The sequence below is a fragment of the Photobacterium sp. SKA34 genome (genome assembly GCF_000153325.1).
GTDB lineage: Bacteria > Pseudomonadota > Gammaproteobacteria > Enterobacterales > Vibrionaceae > Photobacterium.
In genome coordinates this window covers 559,289-578,662 of sequence record NZ_CH724143.1, presented here as the reverse complement: position 1 = coordinate 578,662, position 19,374 = coordinate 559,289, and the positions used below count along the sequence as shown (strand labels likewise).

General features: G+C 38.0%; 16 protein-coding genes and 1 pseudogene. 7 read left to right on the top strand and 10 right to left on the bottom strand.

Features of this window, described 5'->3' with window-relative positions:
- Position 1 precedes the first annotated feature (1 nt).
- The 7 genes from SKA34_RS15540 to SKA34_RS15510 all read left to right on the top strand — a co-directional run bounded on the left by SKA34_RS15540 (position 2) and on the right by SKA34_RS15510 (position 8,900).
- On the top strand, positions 2-535 hold the full coding sequence (locus SKA34_RS15540) for an NADH-quinone oxidoreductase subunit J (protein ID WP_006646486.1): 534 nt from the start codon (positions 2-4) through the stop codon (positions 533-535).
- A complete protein-coding gene (nuoK, locus tag SKA34_RS15535) occupies positions 532-855 on the top strand; it encodes an NADH-quinone oxidoreductase subunit NuoK (protein WP_006646485.1) in 324 nt (107 codons plus the stop codon). Before SKA34_RS15540 ends, nuoK begins: the two co-directional genes overlap by 4 nt.
- The gene (nuoL, locus tag SKA34_RS15530; protein ID WP_006646484.1) at positions 855-2,735 is read left to right on the top strand and encodes an NADH-quinone oxidoreductase subunit L; all 1,881 of its coding nucleotides are present in this window, start codon (positions 855-857) and stop codon (positions 2,733-2,735) included. The genes nuoK and nuoL overlap by 1 nt, the downstream gene beginning before the upstream one ends.
- An 18-nt stretch (positions 2,736-2,753) precedes the next feature.
- On the top strand, positions 2,754-4,256 hold the full coding sequence (locus SKA34_RS15525; RefSeq protein WP_006646483.1) for a NuoM family protein: 1,503 nt from the start codon (positions 2,754-2,756) through the stop codon (positions 4,254-4,256).
- The gene (locus tag SKA34_RS15520; protein WP_006646482.1) at positions 4,243-5,685 is read left to right on the top strand and encodes an NADH-quinone oxidoreductase subunit N; all 1,443 of its coding nucleotides are present in this window, start codon (positions 4,243-4,245) and stop codon (positions 5,683-5,685) included. Before SKA34_RS15525 ends, SKA34_RS15520 begins: the two co-directional genes overlap by 14 nt.
- 563 nt (positions 5,686-6,248) lie before the next feature.
- Entirely contained in the window at positions 6,249-7,364 is a 1,116-nt protein-coding gene (ald, locus tag SKA34_RS15515) for an alanine dehydrogenase (RefSeq protein WP_006646481.1), read from the top strand.
- A 279-nt stretch (positions 7,365-7,643) separates the two neighbouring features.
- On the top strand, positions 7,644-8,900 hold the full coding sequence (locus tag SKA34_RS15510; RefSeq protein ID WP_006646480.1) for an aromatic amino acid transport family protein: 1,257 nt from the start codon (positions 7,644-7,646) through the stop codon (positions 8,898-8,900).
- Between the two features lie 60 nt (positions 8,901-8,960).
- On the opposite strand, the gene tsgA is transcribed toward SKA34_RS15510, so the two are convergent.
- The 10 genes and pseudogenes from tsgA to SKA34_RS15465 form a co-directional block, all read right to left on the bottom strand.
- Positions 8,961-10,151, bottom strand: a complete 1,191-nt coding sequence (gene tsgA, locus SKA34_RS15505; RefSeq protein ID WP_006646479.1) for an MFS transporter TsgA — start codon at positions 10,149-10,151, stop codon at positions 8,961-8,963.
- Positions 10,152-10,375: 224 nt separating this feature from the next.
- Positions 10,376-10,693: pseudogene (locus tag SKA34_RS15500) on the bottom strand (GDP-mannose 4,6-dehydratase); the annotation flags it as partial.
- Between the two features lie 317 nt (positions 10,694-11,010).
- Positions 11,011-12,924: a nucleoside-diphosphate sugar epimerase/dehydratase gene (locus tag SKA34_RS15495; protein WP_039860628.1), complete on the bottom strand. Its 1,914-nt coding sequence runs from the start codon at positions 12,922-12,924 to the stop codon at positions 11,011-11,013.
- A 115-nt stretch (positions 12,925-13,039) separates the two neighbouring features.
- The gene (locus tag SKA34_RS15490) at positions 13,040-13,588 is read right to left on the bottom strand and encodes a sugar transferase (protein ID WP_006646476.1); all 549 of its coding nucleotides are present in this window, start codon (positions 13,586-13,588) and stop codon (positions 13,040-13,042) included.
- Between the two features lie 5 nt (positions 13,589-13,593).
- A complete protein-coding gene (locus tag SKA34_RS15485) occupies positions 13,594-14,544 on the bottom strand; it encodes an SDR family oxidoreductase (RefSeq protein ID WP_006646475.1) in 951 nt (316 codons plus the stop codon).
- Positions 14,541-15,701 (bottom strand): glycosyltransferase family 4 protein, encoded by a 1,161-nt coding sequence (locus SKA34_RS15480; protein ID WP_006646474.1) that lies wholly within the window; start codon positions 15,699-15,701, stop codon positions 14,541-14,543. Before SKA34_RS15480 ends, SKA34_RS15485 begins: the two co-directional genes overlap by 4 nt.
- On the bottom strand, positions 15,656-15,754 hold the full coding sequence (locus tag SKA34_RS23925; RefSeq protein ID WP_157044501.1) for a hypothetical protein: 99 nt from the start codon (positions 15,752-15,754) through the stop codon (positions 15,656-15,658). The genes SKA34_RS15480 and SKA34_RS23925 overlap by 46 nt, the downstream gene beginning before the upstream one ends.
- Before the next feature lie 295 nt (positions 15,755-16,049).
- Complete coding sequence (locus SKA34_RS15475; protein ID WP_006646473.1) at positions 16,050-17,150, bottom strand: glycosyltransferase; 1,101 nt, start codon at positions 17,148-17,150, stop codon at positions 16,050-16,052.
- Complete coding sequence (gene wecB, locus SKA34_RS15470) at positions 17,143-18,276, bottom strand: non-hydrolyzing UDP-N-acetylglucosamine 2-epimerase (protein ID WP_006646472.1); 1,134 nt, start codon at positions 18,274-18,276, stop codon at positions 17,143-17,145. Before wecB ends, SKA34_RS15475 begins: the two co-directional genes overlap by 8 nt.
- Positions 18,273-19,373 (bottom strand): NAD-dependent epimerase/dehydratase family protein, encoded by a 1,101-nt coding sequence (locus SKA34_RS15465; RefSeq protein ID WP_039860627.1) that lies wholly within the window; start codon positions 19,371-19,373, stop codon positions 18,273-18,275. The genes wecB and SKA34_RS15465 overlap by 4 nt, the downstream gene beginning before the upstream one ends.
- Position 19,374: the final 1 nt, after the last annotated feature.

Here is a 19,374-nt window from a genome sequence, read left to right as displayed (position 1 = left end):
CATGTTAACTTGGAATATTATTTTCTATGCCAGTAGTGCCATCATGCTATTGGCGGCAATCAGTTTACTGTTTGTCAAAGAGCCTATGCATGGTGCGGTGTATTTAACCACATCGCTTCTCGCACTGGCTGTTATTTTCTATTTATTGGGTGCGCCATTTATTGCCGCATTACAAATTATTTTGTACGTCGGGGCAATCATGGTGTTGTTTGTCTTCTTCATTATGTTGAGTCCGGCAAGCCGCACCTTCCCACTCACGGCCAATCGCACTGTCATTTTACCGGTGATCTTACTCACCGTTATGTTAGTTGAGGCTTTCATCGTTCTAAATCACGGTCATCAGTTCTACGCAATTGAAACGATCAAAACCATCAGTCCTAAAGCTGTCGGTGCTGATTTATTTAATCATTACAAACTCGCAATAGAAGCACTATCAACGCTCTTACTTGGCGCATTAGTCGCTGTGATTTATCTCGCGGCACAAATGAAAGTTCGCCACTCAGAGACTGATAAGAAAGTGGAGGATTACGCATGAGTCCACTGACTATTTTAATTTTATCCTTTGCCATGTTCATTATTGGCCTACTCATTGTTGTTGTTCGCCGACAGCTGTTGTTCGTTCTTATGGGTATCGAAGTCATGCTTAATGGCGTTGCGTTAGCCGCGGTTGAAGCCGGTCAACATTGGGGAAATCCAACAGGACAAATCATTACTATTTTTTTAATGATTGCGGCAGGCTGTGAGCTTTCTGTTGTCTTGATGCTCGCTATGTTGTCGTACAAGCACCTAAAAACAACCCGTATCGACCAACTTAACCAGCTTAGCAATACATTAATTAGTAAGGGAGAACTGTAATGAATACATGGTTATGGTTAATTCCTGCCGCTCCGCTTTTCAGCGCCGCCTTAATTGTCTTATTTGGCAAGCACTTTCCGACTCGTGCAAGCGGTATACTCGCTTCGCTCTCCGTCTTAGTGTCGGCTGTACTCACAGGCATGCTATGGCTATCAAGTGATTTTAACCCAGCTTTCCACCAGCAATTATGGACATGGATGGCCGTTGGTGATTGGAACGTCAACATTGGTTTATCGGTTGATCGCCTCTCGCTAGTAATGATAACAGTGACAAGCTGGGTGGGATTTCTTATCCACTTGTTCTCCGTTCCCTTCATGCGACGTGATTTTGGTGAAAGACGCTACTTTTGCTATTTAAATCTATTCGTTGCTGGCATGTTGTTCTTTGTGATGGCGGATAATTTAATCCTGCTATACACAGGTTGGGAAATCATGGGGCTATGTTCGTACGGACTGATTTCTCATTACTACAACAAAGAAAAGAATGTTTACTCAGGGCGTAAAGCATTCGTCGTAACACGAATTGGCGATACCTTACTTGCGATTGGTATCTTACTGGCATTTACCGTGTTCAAAACCGTTAACCTTAACGAGATTTATACTATTGCCAGCCAGCAATCGATGAACTTATGGTTAATTGGCGCGATTTGTCTTTTATTTTTGTTCGGCGGAATGGCGAAATCAGCCCAGTTCCCATTCCATGTCTGGCTTCCTGAATCAATGGCTGGTCCTTCTACGGTATCGGCACTGATCCACGCAGCAACCATGGTAACGGCTGGGGTGTACTTGATTGCTCGTAATCATGTGCTCTTTAATTTAGTCCCTGATGTCACATGGTGGGTATCACTTGTGGGGGCATTTACGGCGTTTTATGCAGCGACATGTGCGCTGGCGCAGAACGACATCAAACGTATTCTCGCCTACTCAACCATCAGCCAAATTGGCTATATGTTCGCTGCGCTAGGTGTGGGTGCTTATGATTTAGCTATTTTCCACGTAATTGTTCATGCATGTTTTAAAGCACTGCTATTTATCAGCTCTGGTGTCATTATCGATATGTTTAATCACGATCATGACATTCGCAAAATGGGCGGTCTCGGCAAACGACTTCCTTGGCTTAAGTGGACCTACCTTGCAGGCTCTGCAAGTTTAGCGGCACTGCCTGTCATCACTGCAAGCTTCTTCTCAAAAGATGCCATCATAGCAGCAACGGAAACTGGCCATTTAGGTTGGTTACTGGGTGCACTTGGTTTAGCGGGTGCATTATTTACCAGTATCTACAGCTTCCGTATGTACTTTATGGTCTTTAATGGTGAAAACCGCACTGCGTTTAGTGAACCTCGCTACCTGAAAAATAATGGTCTTCCTTGGCAGATGAAAGTTTCAACGGGTATTTTAGCCGTTGGCTCAATCGCTATTGGTTGGATGCAGTTTCCTAACGAATGGTCTTTTGGTCCTCACCTATTCCTTCCGTGGATTGATAGCCAATTAGGTACAGCGCCAGAGATTGCAACCTCTGCAGGTCTTATGCTGCAAGTAGTCGGCTCATTAGTCGCTATTGCTGGGGTATGGATTGCATACATCTTAGTAAAACAAGAGCTTAAACAGGGGCATGGCATTGCTAATTGTCAATTCCTGAACTCAGCATGGTATATCGACGACCTGTCAAAACTGACAATTATTCGTGGCTTCAAAGGTCTTTCCGCACTACTCGAAACGGTTATTGAACGATGGGTGCTGAATCAGGCCATTGTGAAAGGGATCGCGGCAATGTTATCTCACTCAGGCGAAGCCGTTAGTGATGTACAAGGCAGCCAGCTTTCTCGTTATGTCATTATGATGATTGCAGGTTCTGTTCTTCTGCTTTTTTACTTGGTTTGAGCTATTTAGGTTTGATATATGCTTAGTTTATTGATTTTCTTACCCATGGTAGCTGCACTACTTATCGGCTCAAGTTGCCGTAAGCTACCATTTATTGCCCGATCCATGACATTAACCACACTCGTTATTGAGTCAATGTTAGTGGCTTGGATATTTATCACTCATCAAGTTCATGGTTTTTCCATGACAGAAAGCCTCAACTGGATCCCTGATTTTGGCATTAAATATTTAGTCAGCATGGATGGGATCAGCTTAAGCCTGATTGGTTTAACCTGTACCTTGTTCATCGTTGCAATGCTTGTTGCTTGGCACCAAGTGAATCGTTGGCAGGCTTTTGGCCCACTAATGCTATTAACACTCAGTGGCATTATGGGGGCATTTCTTGCTCTTGATCTCATGCTCTTCTACGTATTTTGGGAACTCATGTTAATTCCAATTTATTTCATGTTGAGTTTCTGGGGCGGTAAAGGCACCAAGCAAGCAGCATTAAAATTTGTTCTTGTGACCATCACAGGTTCTTTATTAATGCTTGTATCGCTTGTAGCCCTTTACATCATAAATGGTAACAATACAGGTGTATGGACATTTGATTACTTCTACTTAGCCTCCCATCCAATCATGGGCGAACTGGCTATTCCAGTTGTATGTGGGTTCTTAATTGCCTTCTTAATTAAGATCCCAGGTTTCCCATTTCACTTTTGGGCGCCTGACACCTACCGCGAAGGAGCACCTGCGGTATCACTACTGCTATCAGGTGTTATGGCTAACGTCGGCGCATACGGTATCTTGCGTTTCTGTTTAGCTATCTTCCCTGAAGCCATGCATCAAATGATGTATATCGGTATGGCACTGGGTGCAATAGGTAGCTTATACGCCGCCCTACTCGCTTTCCGTCAAAAAGATCTCCGTAATGTGATTGCTTACTCAAGTATCAGCCATATGAACTTAGTGGTCTTGGCGATTTTTGCATGGCAACTACAAGCATTGAATGGTGCAGTGATCCAATTAATTGCCCACGGCCTTTCAGTGGCAGGTTTGTTTGCTGTTGTACGTATGCTTCAAGCTCGCGGGTTTAGCGGTAAGTTTGATGAGATGGGCGGCTTATATAAAGTCCTCCCGGGTATTGGCGTCTTCCTACTATTCATTGTTGCAGCAAGTGTGGGCATTCCAGGATTAGGTAACTTTGCAGGTGAGATCTTACTACTCGCAGGTAGTTTCTCTGTCTCACCTCTTTGGACAAGTTTGGCTGCATTCTCGATAGTGTTAGGTGTGGTTTACTTTTTAAGAGCCTATGGACTGGCATTCTTAGGGCCAATCTCTGACGACAATGAACAACGTAAATTGATTGATCTGACAGCACGAGAAAAGCTAACAGCATCCATCATTGTAATTGGGTTGTTCTGGGTTGGCTTAGAGCCGAACTATTTACTGCAACTTATGATGTCATCAACCAAAACACTGGCATCCATTCATTCGGGTTCATATTCATTGATTGAAGGGGTTATCAATGTCATCTCATGAGTTAATTAGTGCAATACCCTTTGCCATCCTAGGACTAGGTGCTTTAGGTGTCCTACTATTAGGTGTTCTGCCGGGTAAGAACAACCAACAACTCCCTTATATGGGATCTATTGTGGTGCTATTAGCGACCATGTTGTCAGTGGTTTCTTTATTCGGACACCGTGCAAATATTGAAAACTTTGTGGTTATTGATCACTTCACACTCGTTGCTTTTGAATTATTCGCAGCAGGTGGATTGGCAACCATATTACTGGCTAAAAACTACCCCGCCCTCAACAAGCATGTTGCAGAAGAGTTTTACGCCCTGATCCTGATAGCTGTACTCGGTACATTTATCTTGGCCTCAGCAAGTAACTTGTTAGCTGCATTCCTAGGAATGGAAACCATTGCCATTCCAATGTTTGCGCTAATCGCATGGAACCCTCAACGTAAAGGAGCTATCGAAGGGGGGCTAAAATATGCTGTTACAGCCACTGTTGCTGCAGCATTCTTTATGTTTGGTATTGCACTGATCTATTTTGGTGCGGGCACCATCGTTATTAGTGAAATACCAAAAGCGCTCACCAGTGCTAACGCGATGCCGATGGTCGCATTGATCGGCTTTATGATGCTATTTGTAGGCATATGCTTTGAACTGGCTTTAGCGCCATTTCATAGCTGGCTGGCTGATACTCTTCAAGCCTCACCTGCGCCTGTGATGGCATTTATTGGTAGTATCGCCAAAATTGCAATGCTGACATTTGTTATTCACTTCGTGATTCAGATTGAACCAATTTGGGATCAAATCTCGTTTGTGCTTTGGGGCTTTGTATTATTTAGCATTGTGTTTGGTAACCTGTTGGCTTTCCGCCAAACCAATATTAAACGTATTCTGGCTTATTCATCCGTTGCCCACTTCGGCTACGCACTCATGGCACTAACTAGTGTGATCCCGAACAGTAGCGCCTCATTATCAGAAGCGGTTCATGCTACCGCTTATTATGGGCTGAGTTATGCCGTGATGAATCTGGTCGCGTTTGCTGTGATTGCAATGCTAAACAAACATAACCCAACGGGTGAATTAAAAGGTTACCGCGGTTTAGGTCGACGTTACCCACTCGCCGGTGTTGCGATGGCGATTGCTGTGCTTTCATTGGCGGGCGTCCCCCCTACTGCTGGCTTTTTTGCCAAGTTCTTCTTGTTCTCGAGTGTACTTGGCAACGGATATTTAGGCATGGTTGTACTGGCAGCATTAGCTTCTGCAGTATCTGTATTTTACTACCTTCGTATCCTACTGGCCTTTTTCGCTAAAGAGGAATATCACCACCACAGCCAATCTACGGATGTTGAAAGCGTAGAGTTTGGTTCAACTGCAGTGATCAGTGTCAGTGCTTTTGCCACTATCGCATTGGGCATCTTTGCTCAAGCAGCTCTTACTTATATGTTTTAACAAATGAGCAACCTCGCTGTACAAGCAGCGAGGTTCTTTATTGCCTTCTCTTTATTTCTTTCAACCTTCACCTTCACTCATTTAATTTTGCCCTATTCTTCACGAAAAAACCTGCGAAAAAGCTCATCCCTAAAAGTACAATCCTCTGTTATATCAACAAAAAATTAAATCCTCACCTACCCAATCAGAATATAAAACTAATTAACGTTATTTTTTAACATTAAAAAACGACATTTTCTTTAAAAGTAACAAATGACATCAAAAACACAAAAAACAGAACTACAATAAGTCATAAAAACTAAAAGTTAAATCAATAAAAGACCTAAACACTGCAATATTAAATAAAAACCAGTCATTAGAACCAATAAACAACCAAAAATGTAAAACTTTCAACTGTGACATAGATCTAATTTGGTTTTTAACACCAGAAAAAAACAAAAAACTGGTTTCTTTTGTTGGATATTAGTTAAAAAAGAGTGACACATTTCAAATGATATTGTTTAACCTATTAATCATTCCAATAACAAGTAATAAACAAAACAACAGATATTAAGGCTTAAATTATGATCATTGGTATCCCTAAAGAAATCAAAACACATGAATACCGCGTAGGTATGGTCCCAGCGTCAGTTAAAGAAGTGGTCTCTCATGGTCATCGTGTTTATGTCGAAACCAACGCAGGTACAGGTATTGGTTTTAGCGATCAAGACTATATTGATGCAGGCGCACAAATCCTAGCAACAGCATCTGACGTTTTTGCAGAAGCAGAAATGATTGTTAAAGTAAAAGAGCCTCAAGCTGTTGAGCGTGCCATGCTTCGCGAAGGGCAAATTCTATTTACTTACCTACACCTAGCCCCGGATCCAGAGCAAACGCATGATCTAATTAATAGCAAAGCCGTATGTATTGCTTACGAAACCGTAACAGATAAAAACGGTCGTTTACCACTACTTGCACCAATGTCAGAAGTGGCTGGTCGCATGTCAATCCAAGCTGGCGCATTCGCACTAGAAAAATCTCGTGGCGGCTGTGGCATGTTACTTGGCGGCGTACCGGGTGTTGAGCCAGCAAAAGTTGTCATTATTGGTGGTGGTGTTGTAGGCGCAAATGCAGCACAAATGGCATTAGGTCTACAAGCTGATGTTACTGTTATTGACCGTAATATCGATGTACTGCGCCAACTAGATGCACAGTTCAATGGTCAACTGAAAACGGTTTACTCAACCAATGATTCAATTGAAAAACATGTGCTTGAAGCAGATCTTGTTATCGGTGGCGTTCTCGTCGTCGGTGCTGCGGCTCCGAAACTGGTTACTGCTGAGATGATCAAGAAAATGAAGCCAGGCGCTGCAATTGTTGATGTTGCTATCGACCAAGGTGGCTGTGTAGAAACATCTCATGCTACAACTCACAGCGAGCCTACTTACATTGTTGATGATGTGGTTCACTACTGCGTTGCAAACATGCCGGGGGCAGTTGCTCGTACATCAGCAGTGGCACTTAACAATGTAACACTGCCTTACATTGTTAACCTTGCCAATAAAGGCTACAAAAAAGCGTTACAAGACGATAAGCATCTATTAAATGGTCTAAATGTTTACCGTGGACAAATCACTTGTGAAAGCGTAGCAGCATCACTGGATTTACCTTACGTTGATGCAGACTCTGCTATCGCATAATTCATAACATTCCCCCCGCTTTCCTCCTGCTGGTTATCTAATTCATTTCTCCAGCAGGAGTTTTTACTCCCCCGCAAAACCCACTCACTCAAAATAAACCACCATTATAAATAAACAAATCAAAATAAAACTTCAAAAAAAATAGATTAATAAACAGTTTAATGCGATCTAAGTAGCAAGTATTCTTAATGGGAATATTGCAATGGTTATCAATTTGTTAGCATTGTATCCGATATGAAAAAACCTATAACAAATACATTAACCAATAAGGTCAGTCACATGTCGTTTTCCAATAACATTGAAGTTTCCAATAACATAGAACAAAAACTTACCCTCAACAAACACGATAAAACCTGGATCATAAGCCTATTTGGCACAGCCGTTGGCGCAGGGATCTTATTCCTACCCATTAATATCGGTGTCAGCGGTTTATGGCCTTTGATCACCATGGCTCTATTAGCTGGCCCAATGACATTTTTAGCCCACCGTGGTTTGGCACGATTTATTTTGTCATCAAATAACCCGAAAGCAGAATTCACCGATGTTGTTGAAGAGCACTTTGGTCATCGCTTCGGGTTTCTGATTTCACTACTCTACTTCTTATCTATTTTTCCGATTTTAATGATTTATGGGGTGGGATTAACCAATACAGTTGAAAGTTATATAGTCAATCAAATGGGGATGGCAGCGCCACCACGCATTATTTTGTCGGGTGTACTGGTTGCTGCAATGATTGGTATTATGACGGCAGGTGAGAAAACCGTATTACGTGCCTTTGAAGTAATTGTTTATCCATTAGTATTCATCTTATTTGGGATCTCGCTTTACATGATCCCTAACTGGCAAATGCCAAACTTTGCTGAAATACCAGATGCAAAAACATTTACTCAAACCCTATGGCTCGCTATTCCTACCACTATTTTTGCCTTCAGCCACACAGCAGCTATTTCCAGTTTTTCTGTTGCCCAGAAAAGACATTACGGAGATCAGGCTGGTAAGCGTGTCGACTTTATCTTAAAACACACATCGATGATGTTAATCACCTTTGTATTGTTTTTTGTTTTCTCTTGTGCGCTAAGCTTAACTCCTGCTCAGTTAGCCGAAGCTAAGGCACAAAATATTTCTATTTTATCTTACCTTGCAAATGTAACAGGAAGCGGCTTGATTGCGTCATTTGGTCCCTTCATTGCTTGTATTGCGATCATCTCATCGTTCTTTGGTCACTTCCTTGGTGGACGAGAAAGTTTAGACGGGATCATTGCCAAGCACACCAACCTAAAACCTAACGTGGTTAATAAACTCACCATTGGTATTTTATTTTTCTCTGTTTGGTATGCCGCAGTAAAAAATCCAAGTGTGCTGGGTATTATGGAAACCTTTTCAGGCCCTGTGATCGCCCTGATTTTATTTATTCTGCCGATGTATGCGATTAAAAATGTTGAATCAATGAAGAAATATCGTGGAAAGATAAGTAATATTTTCATTACTATTATTGGTTTAATTGCTATCTCTGCGATTCTATATAATTTGGTATAGCTTAAAATAAAAAAGCCACCGCACTTTGATATGCGGTGGCTTTAATTTGAATCTTAGGTTTTATACCGCGTCAGTGTGACCATAGATACGGTGTTTAGTGACAAACCCGACTAAGAAACACATCAAGAAAACAACCGCATACAAACCGTTCGCGGTAACTAATGCCGCATGCGTACCAATGCTCTTCACGATTGGGCTGGTTACCACAAATGTCAACATAGTGCCTATTGTGCCGCAAAGCAAAATGAAGTTCACTAACTTCGGTGATGATGCCTTAGTCTGCTGTGAGCCTAGCGTAATAATAGAGGTGTAAATAGCACTACTAAAGAAGCCAAGAATAGAGATCACATACAGTAATGTTTTCGCATCAGTATCTTTATTAAACAAATACATTAATACCGTCGCTAATGCCGATAACGCCATCACAAGTCGCTGCAAGTCGAACTTTTCCAAAATAGCGCTGAAGATCCACATACCAACCATGTATGCGCCCCAGAAGTAACTGACTAAGTGACCTGCATCGGTGATTGACATACCAAGCTGTTTTATCGCGTATTCAGGGATCCAAGAAACAAAGCCTAGTTGACCAAGAATGTAGCATAGGGCCGCAATCGCCAAGAACACAACGCCTAAGCCCCATTTCTCTTTTTCAGGGATAACTTCAAATTCTTCTTCGTCTTTTTTACCCAGTACAGGGAATTTAGCCATTAACGTCAAAACAAAAATCGCTAAATAGATACCGCCGATAGCGACATACACCCAGTACCATTCAAGATGATGCGCTAACACTGCCGCTGAAATCACTGGGAAAATCATCCCTGCCATACTAAAAAAAGAGTCGGTAAACAGAAGACGAGAACCGCGTTGCTTACCTTCATAGATATGGGTGATTAAGTAGGTACCAATCGACATGGTGATACCACTCACCACACCTAATACAAACATGCAGCCAGTGAAAATCGCCAAGTTATGCCCAAACATTAGCCCTAAAATCGCCAATACCATGAGACAAAAGCCAAAGATAAGCTGGCGTTTCAAAGGTACAATTTCCATCAACCACACATTGAGGAAAATAGAGATCAAAATACCTGTGTTTAAGAAAGTGAAGGTATTACTCATGCTTGATATTGGTAAGTCGAAGTACTTGGCAATATCGCCCATCACAATACCTGTGACAATAATCAGTGAGCCAGTTAGCGCATAAGATAAAAAACTGAGCCATGTCAGAAGGTTGCGGTTTGTATTTGTCATAGCAATTTCTGAAAAACGCTCTAATGAGAAATAAGATGATGAAATGCTAACAATTCACATTACATCGAATTGTGATTATACTCACAAAGCATATTTATTATGAATTTGACTCTTATAAAAAAACACATATTTCAGGTTAGATTCAGTTAAAAATACAAGGAAGAACAAATAGTAATCTAGCTTCTCACAAATTAATTCGTAGCTATTATTAAGCATCACGATGGGTTGGCTAAGTACCACTCAACCGTTTTTCTTAAACCAAACTCAAAACTCTCTTGCGGCTTCCACCCAAGTTCTTGCTCAATTTTCGCGGAATCAATCGCATAACGTTTATCATGACCTGGGCGATCATCTACATAAGTGATCAAATCACGGTATGTCTTAACCCCTTGCGATTTATTAGGCACTAAGCTCTCCAATACATCGCAAATAGCATGAACAACAGCAATATTTGTTTGTTCATTGTTACCACCAATATTATAAGTCTCGCCAGTTTTTGCGTGATCGTCTACTTGCAACCCGTCTCGGACTTGCTGCCCATTACTATCAATCATAATCCACTTAATCTTACGAATCGTACTAATCTTATTCCTGAAACTTCCAAGCCGATAAAGCCTGATTGAGCGCTTACACTTCATATCTCACAATTACTTAGACACATATGCCCTTTATGTGTTTAACGCTGATCACCATAACGGAATCGGATAGCGTAATTAAACCGAGTTTACGCCCAAAACAAAACAGCCTGATATCATTAAATAATATCAGGCTGTTTTATTTAGGCTAGATTATATAATTATACTTCTGCCTTTCTATTCAATAGTGACAGAACTGAACATATAAATGAAGATGTCAAAAGTTAACAATTCTGTTGCTTTCGTTTCCAGACTACATCACCAATACCATCTGTTGGCTTAAAGTCAGTTGGAGCATCAAGCAAGATCTGACGAATATCTTCATGTTTAAAGTCATGACAAGCTTTATCCAGTAAATCTAGAATATGCTGATACTCATCTAAAGATAAGAAACACTCATTAGCCGTCATGATTCGACTATGACTGGTTTCGCCTACATTATCCCCAATAAGTAATTCTTCAAATAATTTCTCGCCAGGTCGAAGCCCAGTATATTTCAGTTCAATATCACCAAATGGATTATCTTCAGTCTTCAATTCTAGTCCAGATAACTTCACTAGATTCTCAGCTAAGTCGACAATCTTAACTGGCTCCCCCATATCCAGAACGAAAACATCACCACCTTTCCCCATAGCACCAGCTTGAATAACAAGTTGAGCTGCTTCAGGTATTGTCATAAAGTAACGAATAATATCAGGATGGGTAATCGTAATTGGTCTCCCTTCTTTAATTTGACGCTTAAAGAGTGGAATAACTGAACCAGAAGAACCGAGAACATTACCAAATCGTACCATACAAAAACGTGTGCCAAATGATTTCTTAGCTTCCTCAGAAGCTAATGCTTGAAGACCAAGCTCTGCCATACGTTTTGTTGTACCCATTACATTAGTAGGACGTACAGCTTTATCTGTTGATATTAAAACAAAAGAAGATACGCCCGCATTAATTGCTGCTTTTGCTGTGTAAAAAGTACCAAAAACGTTATTTCTAACACCCTCAACAACATTATACTCCACCATAGGGACGTGCTTATATGCAGCAGCATGATAAACAGTATCAACATGGAAAGTTTTCATTATTGTTTCTAAGCGGTTGATACGCTGAACAGAACCCATTAAAGGTACGATTTCCACGTCTAATCCGCGTTTCGAAATATACTCAGATAACTCTTTGTCAATACTGTATAAACCAAACTCAGAAAGCTCAAATAATAATAATGTCTTAGGCTTGCACTTGACAATCTGACGACATAGCTCTGAACCAATAGAACCACCGGCACCTGTAACCATAACAACCTGATCAGTTATATTCGCTGACATTAAATCTTCGCGAGGTTTAACCGATTCACGCCCTAAAAGATCTTCAATAGCGACATCTCTTAATTGATCAAGAGATACATTATCATGAATAATAGAATCAAGATTCGGTATAGAAAGCACCTCTACAGGTAAATTAACTAATGACTCAACAATCGCACGGCGTTGGGAACGGCTAGCACTCGGAATAGCTAATAAGATTTGTTTAACATCACCTTTATTAACCACACGCGCTAACTTTGATGGATGATAAACATTTAAGCCTTGAATTACGGAGTTTTGTAATTTCTTATTATCATCAATATAAGCGATTGGATTTAACTCATCGCCTTGACGTAGTAAATTTACTAATTGACGACCTGCTACGCCCGCACCATAAATCATCACATTTGGTTTTCGTTTCATACTCCTCTGAGCAAAAAGCATGCGAATAGATACTCTAGCTCCGCCAGTGAGTACGAAAAGATAGCCAAAATAAATTACAGAAACAGATCTTGGTAACCAAATACTATAGAAATAAGAAGTGAGCACAAAGACTACAGTCGAGACTAACGCACCAGTAATCAATGTAAATAAAGCATTTATACTTAGATATCGAAGAATTGCGCGATAAAAACCAATTCGACTAAAACAAAAAATGGTTACTACAGAAAGAAAAGCAACAAGATACCAGTATTCAGCTTTATAGAGTTCATCAAAGTCACCCAATCGTGTCCAAAAAGCCCCCCAAAAAGCAATTTGTACAAACAATAGATCAACACACACGCTCACAAGTCTTTTATATACGCGCGGTATTGAGAAAAATGCATCTATGAACGACATAAACCCTCGATAAAACTATAAAATATCTATATTAGGGTGGGATTATACATAAAATAATTTATAAGTCCCAAAATGAAAGTAGCGGCAAATGCCGCTACTTAATTTTCCGTATACCTTACTTAACAGCATCACCGCTACCACTGCCTGTTGCGGTCTTAAGGATATACCTAAAATATTTTTTTATATTCAATGTGTCAATCATCTCACGATCTGTTCTAGCTAGTAGTTCTGGTGTAGACATATCGATATTTTGAACTTGAGCTAAACCAGTAATTCCAGGAAGAACATTATAAACACCTAACTTATCACGCTCAGCGATTAAATCTTCTTGATTAAATAAATTAGGTCTTGGACCAACGAGACTCATATCCCCTTTAACGACATTAATCAATTGTGGTAGCTCATCAATTTTTGTTTTTCTTAAAAAAGATCCAAACTTAGTAATAGATGCATTATTAGCTAAGTGACTAGCCACTGATTTAGTATCAACTGACATAGTGCGAAATTTAATTAATTTAAATGGTTGTTTGTTTTTACCTACGCGAGTTTGAATAAACACAGGTGATCCCGTATCAAACAAGCCAATAATCACTACAATTAACAGTATCGGCCATAAAAATAATAAACCGAAAAATGCAGCTAGAAAGTCAATTAACCGAAACATTAATTTTAATCCTTTAATTTACTTTTAAGAAAAAAATCCGCTGTTTGTTTGAAACCATCTTCAAGAGTTTGAGGCGGTTTCCATCCTAACGTATCTTTAGTATGAGTAATATCAACTTGAAGAGAGCCTAACAAACGATTTATTACATCTTCTTTACCAGCAACCTTTCCAACTAAACGATAAAAAGCATTAGGTATTGGTAATTGCCATTGTGATTTACCCAGAGCCTTTGCCATCTGCTGAACCATTTCATTGGTTGAAACATCATTATCATCAGAAACAAGAAATACTTGGTTTGCAGCCTTTGGATGAGCAATACAAGTAACAATAAGATCAACTAAGTTATCAACCGATACTAAACTGCGCTTATTATCCTTAATGCATCCAAAAGGAAGTGGTAACCCTTTTGATACTAAATTTAGAAGTAATGCAAAGTTAGCCTTAACCCCCGGCCCATAAACTAATGTAGGACGAATAATAACAACCTGTAAACCAGTTTTTTCAGCAAGTTGTAATAGTTGTTCTTCAGCTTCTGATTTAGATTGACCATAAAAATCTTCAGGGGAATGTTGATCATCAAATCTAAAAGGTGTTCCTAATTGAGTTGATTCACCATTTACTTTAATCGAACTGATAAAAATAAATCGTTTAACGCCAGCTTCTACTGCTTGTTTAGCTAAATTTAATGTCCCTTCAGTATTAACTTCTCGATAATCATCAAGAGGGTTAGTAGAGTTATCATTCATTATATGTACACGTGCTGCACAATGAATAACAACAGATACTGAATCTAATGCTTCATAAAAATTAGATCGATTATCAATCGAACATTTATGAAATGATACATTAGGTATATTTAAATCATTACGGCCTAAAATAACTAAATTTTCTTTTGAAATAGATTTAATTAAATGATTACCTAAAAAACCACTACTACCTGTAATAGCAATCTTCATATATTCCCTTTATATAAATTCATATGAGTATTAATGACATCTTTTATATCAAAAGATAATTCAGAAAGTTTTCTTCCTTCTTTTCCCATTTTAATTCTCATTTTATCATCATTACATAAAGACAAAATAGCATTTTGTAACTCTTCTGAGGATTTAGCTGGAACTAAAACACCTGTAACATTGGGGATTATCGCATCTCTACATCCAGGAACATCTGTAGTTATAACTGCTCGTCCACAAGCAGCAGCTTCAATTAAACTTTTTGGTAAACCCTCGCGATACGATGGAAGAACCATAATATTTGCTTTAGATATTACATCTGGGATGTTACGTAAAAACCCCCAATGCTCAACAACACCAGAATCAATATAATTATTTAATTCAACTTGAGAAATAGAATTTGGGTTATCTAGATCGATATCGCCAACTAAGACAAATCTACCTGTAAACCCCGATTTTCTCAGAATAACTGCAGCTTCACAAAACTCTATAAGACCTTTATCTTTTAGCAACCGAGCTAAAAACATCACGACCTTTTCACCTTGAGGCTCTGGTATATACTTATAAACATTTAGATCAATTCCAGACCCTTTGATAAGAACACATTGTTTATAATTAATTATTTTATTTTCAATAAATGTGTTCTTATCAGTCTCATTCTGAAATATAATTTTAGTATTCTGAGTATTTAGAGCTAACCTATACAATTTAGTTACAATAAATCTAATAAGTCGAGCTTTTATACCTTCATCTATAAATACAAAACCTAAACCTGATATAGAAACAATTCTTTTTTTAATATTTTTATTTCTAGTAACTAAACCACCATAAATAGCACCTTTAATTGTTACTAAATGAACAACATCAGGTGAAATTTCATTAACAACTGTATTTATTTCTTTAATTACTTTGACTTCTTTGAAAAAACTTGTCCCACTTCGAGTTATCGATAACGGGTGAACTATAATCCCTAAAGATTCTAATTCATTTTTTCTATCTGTTATCCCACAAGCAATATGTACTTCATATCCATTCTTTATTAAAGTTAAAGCAATAGGTAATCGATGAGAAATAAAAAACCAATCAACATTAACTATATATAATAACTTCATTATCGTCGTTTCTCTAACCAAGATTGGAACATTAGAATACTCCATAAAACGGAAGCCCAATTCCTTTTTCCAGATAGATGCTCATTCCATAATTGCATCACTAATTCTAGATTTAAGTAGCCTTAAGAACTTATTTTATAAAAATCTAATAACTGTTCTGCCCATTCATTTAATTAATTCTTGAGCCAACCGCCTATAATAATAGAACCGCCATTATATTAATATTACTCAACGGCCTAGTTATAAAAGAGCCACCTATATAAAAAGTACTATTAGAAATATTAACTGATGAGTTTAAGCAACATTTAATATTAGATATTTTTATTTTATTAAAGCAAATACCTCAGCAAATAAAAGGCCATAAAACACCTTTTATTAAATTAACTATCCTCGTCATGATACAATATCTCTCAATACTTTTTTATAACAATCAATATGAAAAAAATCAACAGCAGTCATAAATGCATTTTTAGATAATTTATTATAATTCGCATCACTTATATTTGATATTTTTTTCAAAATAACATGAAGTGCAGATGAATCTTCACCTTCGAATAAAAATCCATTTTCCTTATTAACAAAGTCTTTTATATCACCAGTATTATTTGCTATAACAGGAATTCCATTACACATACTCTCGACTATTTTTGTAGAAAATCCAGCATTAGATACTTTGTTATTCGGTCTAAGCAATATAGAGAAATGACAACTTTTTACAATATTTAAGGATTTATAGTGTGGAAGGTAGCCGTAATAGTAAATAGATTTTTGATTCACTCCGGATACACCTACAATATGTAGTTCAAAATAATCTTCTAAACCATTAATTGCTTCAATAATATCATTAAGTAAATCTTTATGGCCAGGGTTACCAGCGTAAACAAGTTTAATTTTATTATTTTCAATTTCATTTGGAACTGGAATAATATTTTTATTAAATTTAATTGTTGGCGGAATTCTAACGACTCCACTCCCTGATGCTTTATAATAATTTTCTAAATATTTGCTAATGCATATTATATAATCGCATTTCTTTAACAAATATCTCATAGACAATTCTATATTCCAATAATATGGCTTATATAGATATTCTATTTTGCTTTTAGGTTGGTACCATTCAACACAATCAAATATAAGTTTTATATTATTCTTTTTACAAAATGGAATTAATCTAAAAAGATAAGGAGAATATCCACTATATAGAATAATTGTATCAGGTAACTCTTCTTGTTCATTTATATAAGAAATTGTATTTTTTGATATATTAAAATACTTCTTTAATTTTGTAAGAAAGCTGGACTCTTTATTAGGTCTTTCTGCGCAACTAATAATTTCAATACCTTGATAAGAAGATTTTAAAACTTCATCCTTACCATCAATTACGATACATTCTTGATTCAAAGATTCTATGTTACCCAGAATCCTCCTAGCTGCAGCCCCACCATCAGGAAATGAGAATGGTCCAATATAATATACTTTTTTTATATTACTCATATTTTTTCCAAACAACACGCTTTACATAATCAGTATATGAGTGAATAATTCTAACCATTTTATCTGAAACATTTGGCATTGAGTAATCATATACAGGGCGTAATAATCGTTCGGCACCACTAGGCTGAGTATCAAGAACTTGCAAAGCTTGCATTACTCGCTCCACACCAAGTCCAACCATCATCACAGATGCTTCTTCCATCCCCTCAGGACGCTCATGAGCTTCTCTCATATTTAATGCAGGAAAATTCATGATTGATGATTCTTCATTGATAGTTCCACTGTCAGATAGTACTACTTTAGCATTCTTTTGAAGATGATTATAATCATGGAAACCAAGTGGTTTTAATAATTGTATATTATTATGGAACGTGATCCCTTGAGCTTCAATTCTATTACGAGTTCTAGGATGTGTTGAGACAATTACGGGCAAATCATAATGGGCAGCAACCGTATTTAATGTTTCAGCTAACTTAACTAATTGCTTAGGAGAATCCACATTTTCTTCACGGTGAGCACTAACAACAAAAAATTGCCCTTTTTCTAGTCCCAAACGAACCAATACATCCGAGGAATCAATCTGAGGCATGTAATAATTAAGAACCTCAAACATAGGGCTTCCTGTTTTAATAACTCGATCAGCAGGAAGACCTTCAGCCAACAAATAGTCACGAGCAATAGAGCTGTAGGTCAAATTAATATCGGCAGTATGATCTACTATGCGACGGTTAGTTTCTTCAGGTACACGTTGATCAAAGCATCGATTTCCAGCTTCCATGTGAAAAATAGGAATTTTACGACGTTTCGCTGGAATTGCAGCCAAACAAGAATTAGTGTCACCAAGAACTAACATAGCATCAGGCTGAATCTCCTCTAAAGCCTGATCAACACTAATGATCACCTGCCCAATAGTTTCCGCAGCATTTTTACCAGCCGCATTTAAGAAATAATCAGGTTTACGTACACTTAAATCATTGAAAAAAACTTCATTGAGCTCAAAATCGTAGTTTTGACCAGTATGAACAATGACATGTTCGCAATACTCGTCAAGTTTTGCCAGTACTCGTGATAAACGGATAATTTCTGGTCGAGTTCCTACAACAGACATCACCTTTAACTTTTTCATTTAATTTCCTTTGTAATAGTATCTGGCTTTTCGCGATCAAAAATTTCATTGGCCCACAACATTACAATCAACTCTTCATCACCGATATTTGTTACATCATGAGACCAGCCTGGTACTGTTTCAACAATTCTATGTTGATCTGCTGAAACAATAAGTTCTTCTTTTTGCCCTGAAAGAACATTTTCGAACCTAAAGTTTGCTTTACCTTTTATGACTAAAAATTTTTCATTTTTTGTATGATGGTAATGTCCACCACGTGTTATACTTGGATGGGCTGTAAAATATGAAAACTGTCCAGCATTTGGTGTCTTCAACATTTCACAGAAAGTGCCTCGAGGGTCAGTATAGGCAGGGACATCGTAGAAAAACTGCTCAGGTTCAAAGTAGCTAAGATACGTTGAATATAACGCTCGAGTAAATCCTTTACCAACGTTTTCAGTAATTAAGCTATCTTTTGAATGTTTAAACTTATTTAACTGCTCAGCAACTTCACCAACAGTTTTTTTATAAACAGGTTCAACAACAGTATCAACATTAGCTTGAGTTAAGTGCAAACAAAATTGTTCACATACATCATCAATGTACACTAAATTAACTAAAGTACTGCCGTCATGAATCTCAATCGGTAGATCATTTACAACATTATAACAAAAAGTCGCAATCATCGAATTGTAGTTAGGCTTACACCATTTACCAAAAACATTTGGTAACCTGTAGATAAACACATCTGCATTTAGTTTCTTTTGGTAAGCACTAATTGCTTGCTCTGCCGAAGCTTTGCTCAAACCATAAGCATTATCTCTATCAGCTTGAATAGATGAAGTTAACAAAATAGGTGTAGCACGACCAAGAGACTCTAATGTTGCTGTTATTTTTTCAGTTAAACCACTATTACCGATATAAAATTCTTCTTCTGTTTTTGGTCTATTGATACCTGCAAGATGAAAGATAAAATCTGCTTCTTTTAGGGCAAGATTCAGTTCTGAATCACTATTCGTTCGATCAATTTTAATGACATCTTGATAACCCAACTCAGATAACTTCAAGCATAGATTTTTTCCAATAAAGCCATTAGCGCCTGTAACTAAAATCTTCATA

Bases quoted from the DNA above. Each gene is read 5' to 3' on its own strand.
- SKA34_RS15540 (WP_006646486.1), top strand. From the start codon at position 2: ATGTTAACTTGGAATATTATTTTCTATGCCAGTAGTGCCATCATGCTA.
- nuoK (WP_006646485.1), top strand. From the start codon at position 532: ATGAGTCCACTGACTATTTTAATTTTATCCTTTGCCATGTTCATTATT.
- nuoL (WP_006646484.1), top strand. From the start codon at position 855: ATGAATACATGGTTATGGTTAATTCCTGCCGCTCCGCTTTTCAGCGCC.
- SKA34_RS15525 (WP_006646483.1), top strand. From the start codon at position 2,754: ATGCTTAGTTTATTGATTTTCTTACCCATGGTAGCTGCACTACTTATC.
- SKA34_RS15520 (WP_006646482.1), top strand. From the start codon at position 4,243: ATGTCATCTCATGAGTTAATTAGTGCAATACCCTTTGCCATCCTAGGA.
- ald (WP_006646481.1), top strand. From the start codon at position 6,249: ATGATCATTGGTATCCCTAAAGAAATCAAAACACATGAATACCGCGTA.
- SKA34_RS15510 (WP_006646480.1), top strand. From the start codon at position 7,644: ATGTCGTTTTCCAATAACATTGAAGTTTCCAATAACATAGAACAAAAA.
- tsgA (WP_006646479.1), bottom strand. From the start codon at position 10,151: ATGACAAATACAAACCGCAACCTTCTGACATGGCTCAGTTTTTTATCT.
- SKA34_RS15495 (WP_039860628.1), bottom strand. From the start codon at position 12,924: ATGTCGTTCATAGATGCATTTTTCTCAATACCGCGCGTATATAAAAGA.
- SKA34_RS15490 (WP_006646476.1), bottom strand. From the start codon at position 13,588: ATGTTTCGGTTAATTGACTTTCTAGCTGCATTTTTCGGTTTATTATTT.
- SKA34_RS15485 (WP_006646475.1), bottom strand. From the start codon at position 14,544: ATGAAGATTGCTATTACAGGTAGTAGTGGTTTTTTAGGTAATCATTTA.
- SKA34_RS15480 (WP_006646474.1), bottom strand. From the start codon at position 15,701: ATGGAGTATTCTAATGTTCCAATCTTGGTTAGAGAAACGACGATAATG.
- SKA34_RS23925 (WP_157044501.1), bottom strand. From the start codon at position 15,754: ATGCAATTATGGAATGAGCATCTATCTGGAAAAAGGAATTGGGCTTCC.
- SKA34_RS15475 (WP_006646473.1), bottom strand. From the start codon at position 17,150: ATGAGTAATATAAAAAAAGTATATTATATTGGACCATTCTCATTTCCT.
- wecB (WP_006646472.1), bottom strand. From the start codon at position 18,276: ATGAAAAAGTTAAAGGTGATGTCTGTTGTAGGAACTCGACCAGAAATT.
- SKA34_RS15465 (WP_039860627.1), bottom strand. From the start codon at position 19,373: ATGAAGATTTTAGTTACAGGCGCTAATGGCTTTATTGGAAAAAATCTA.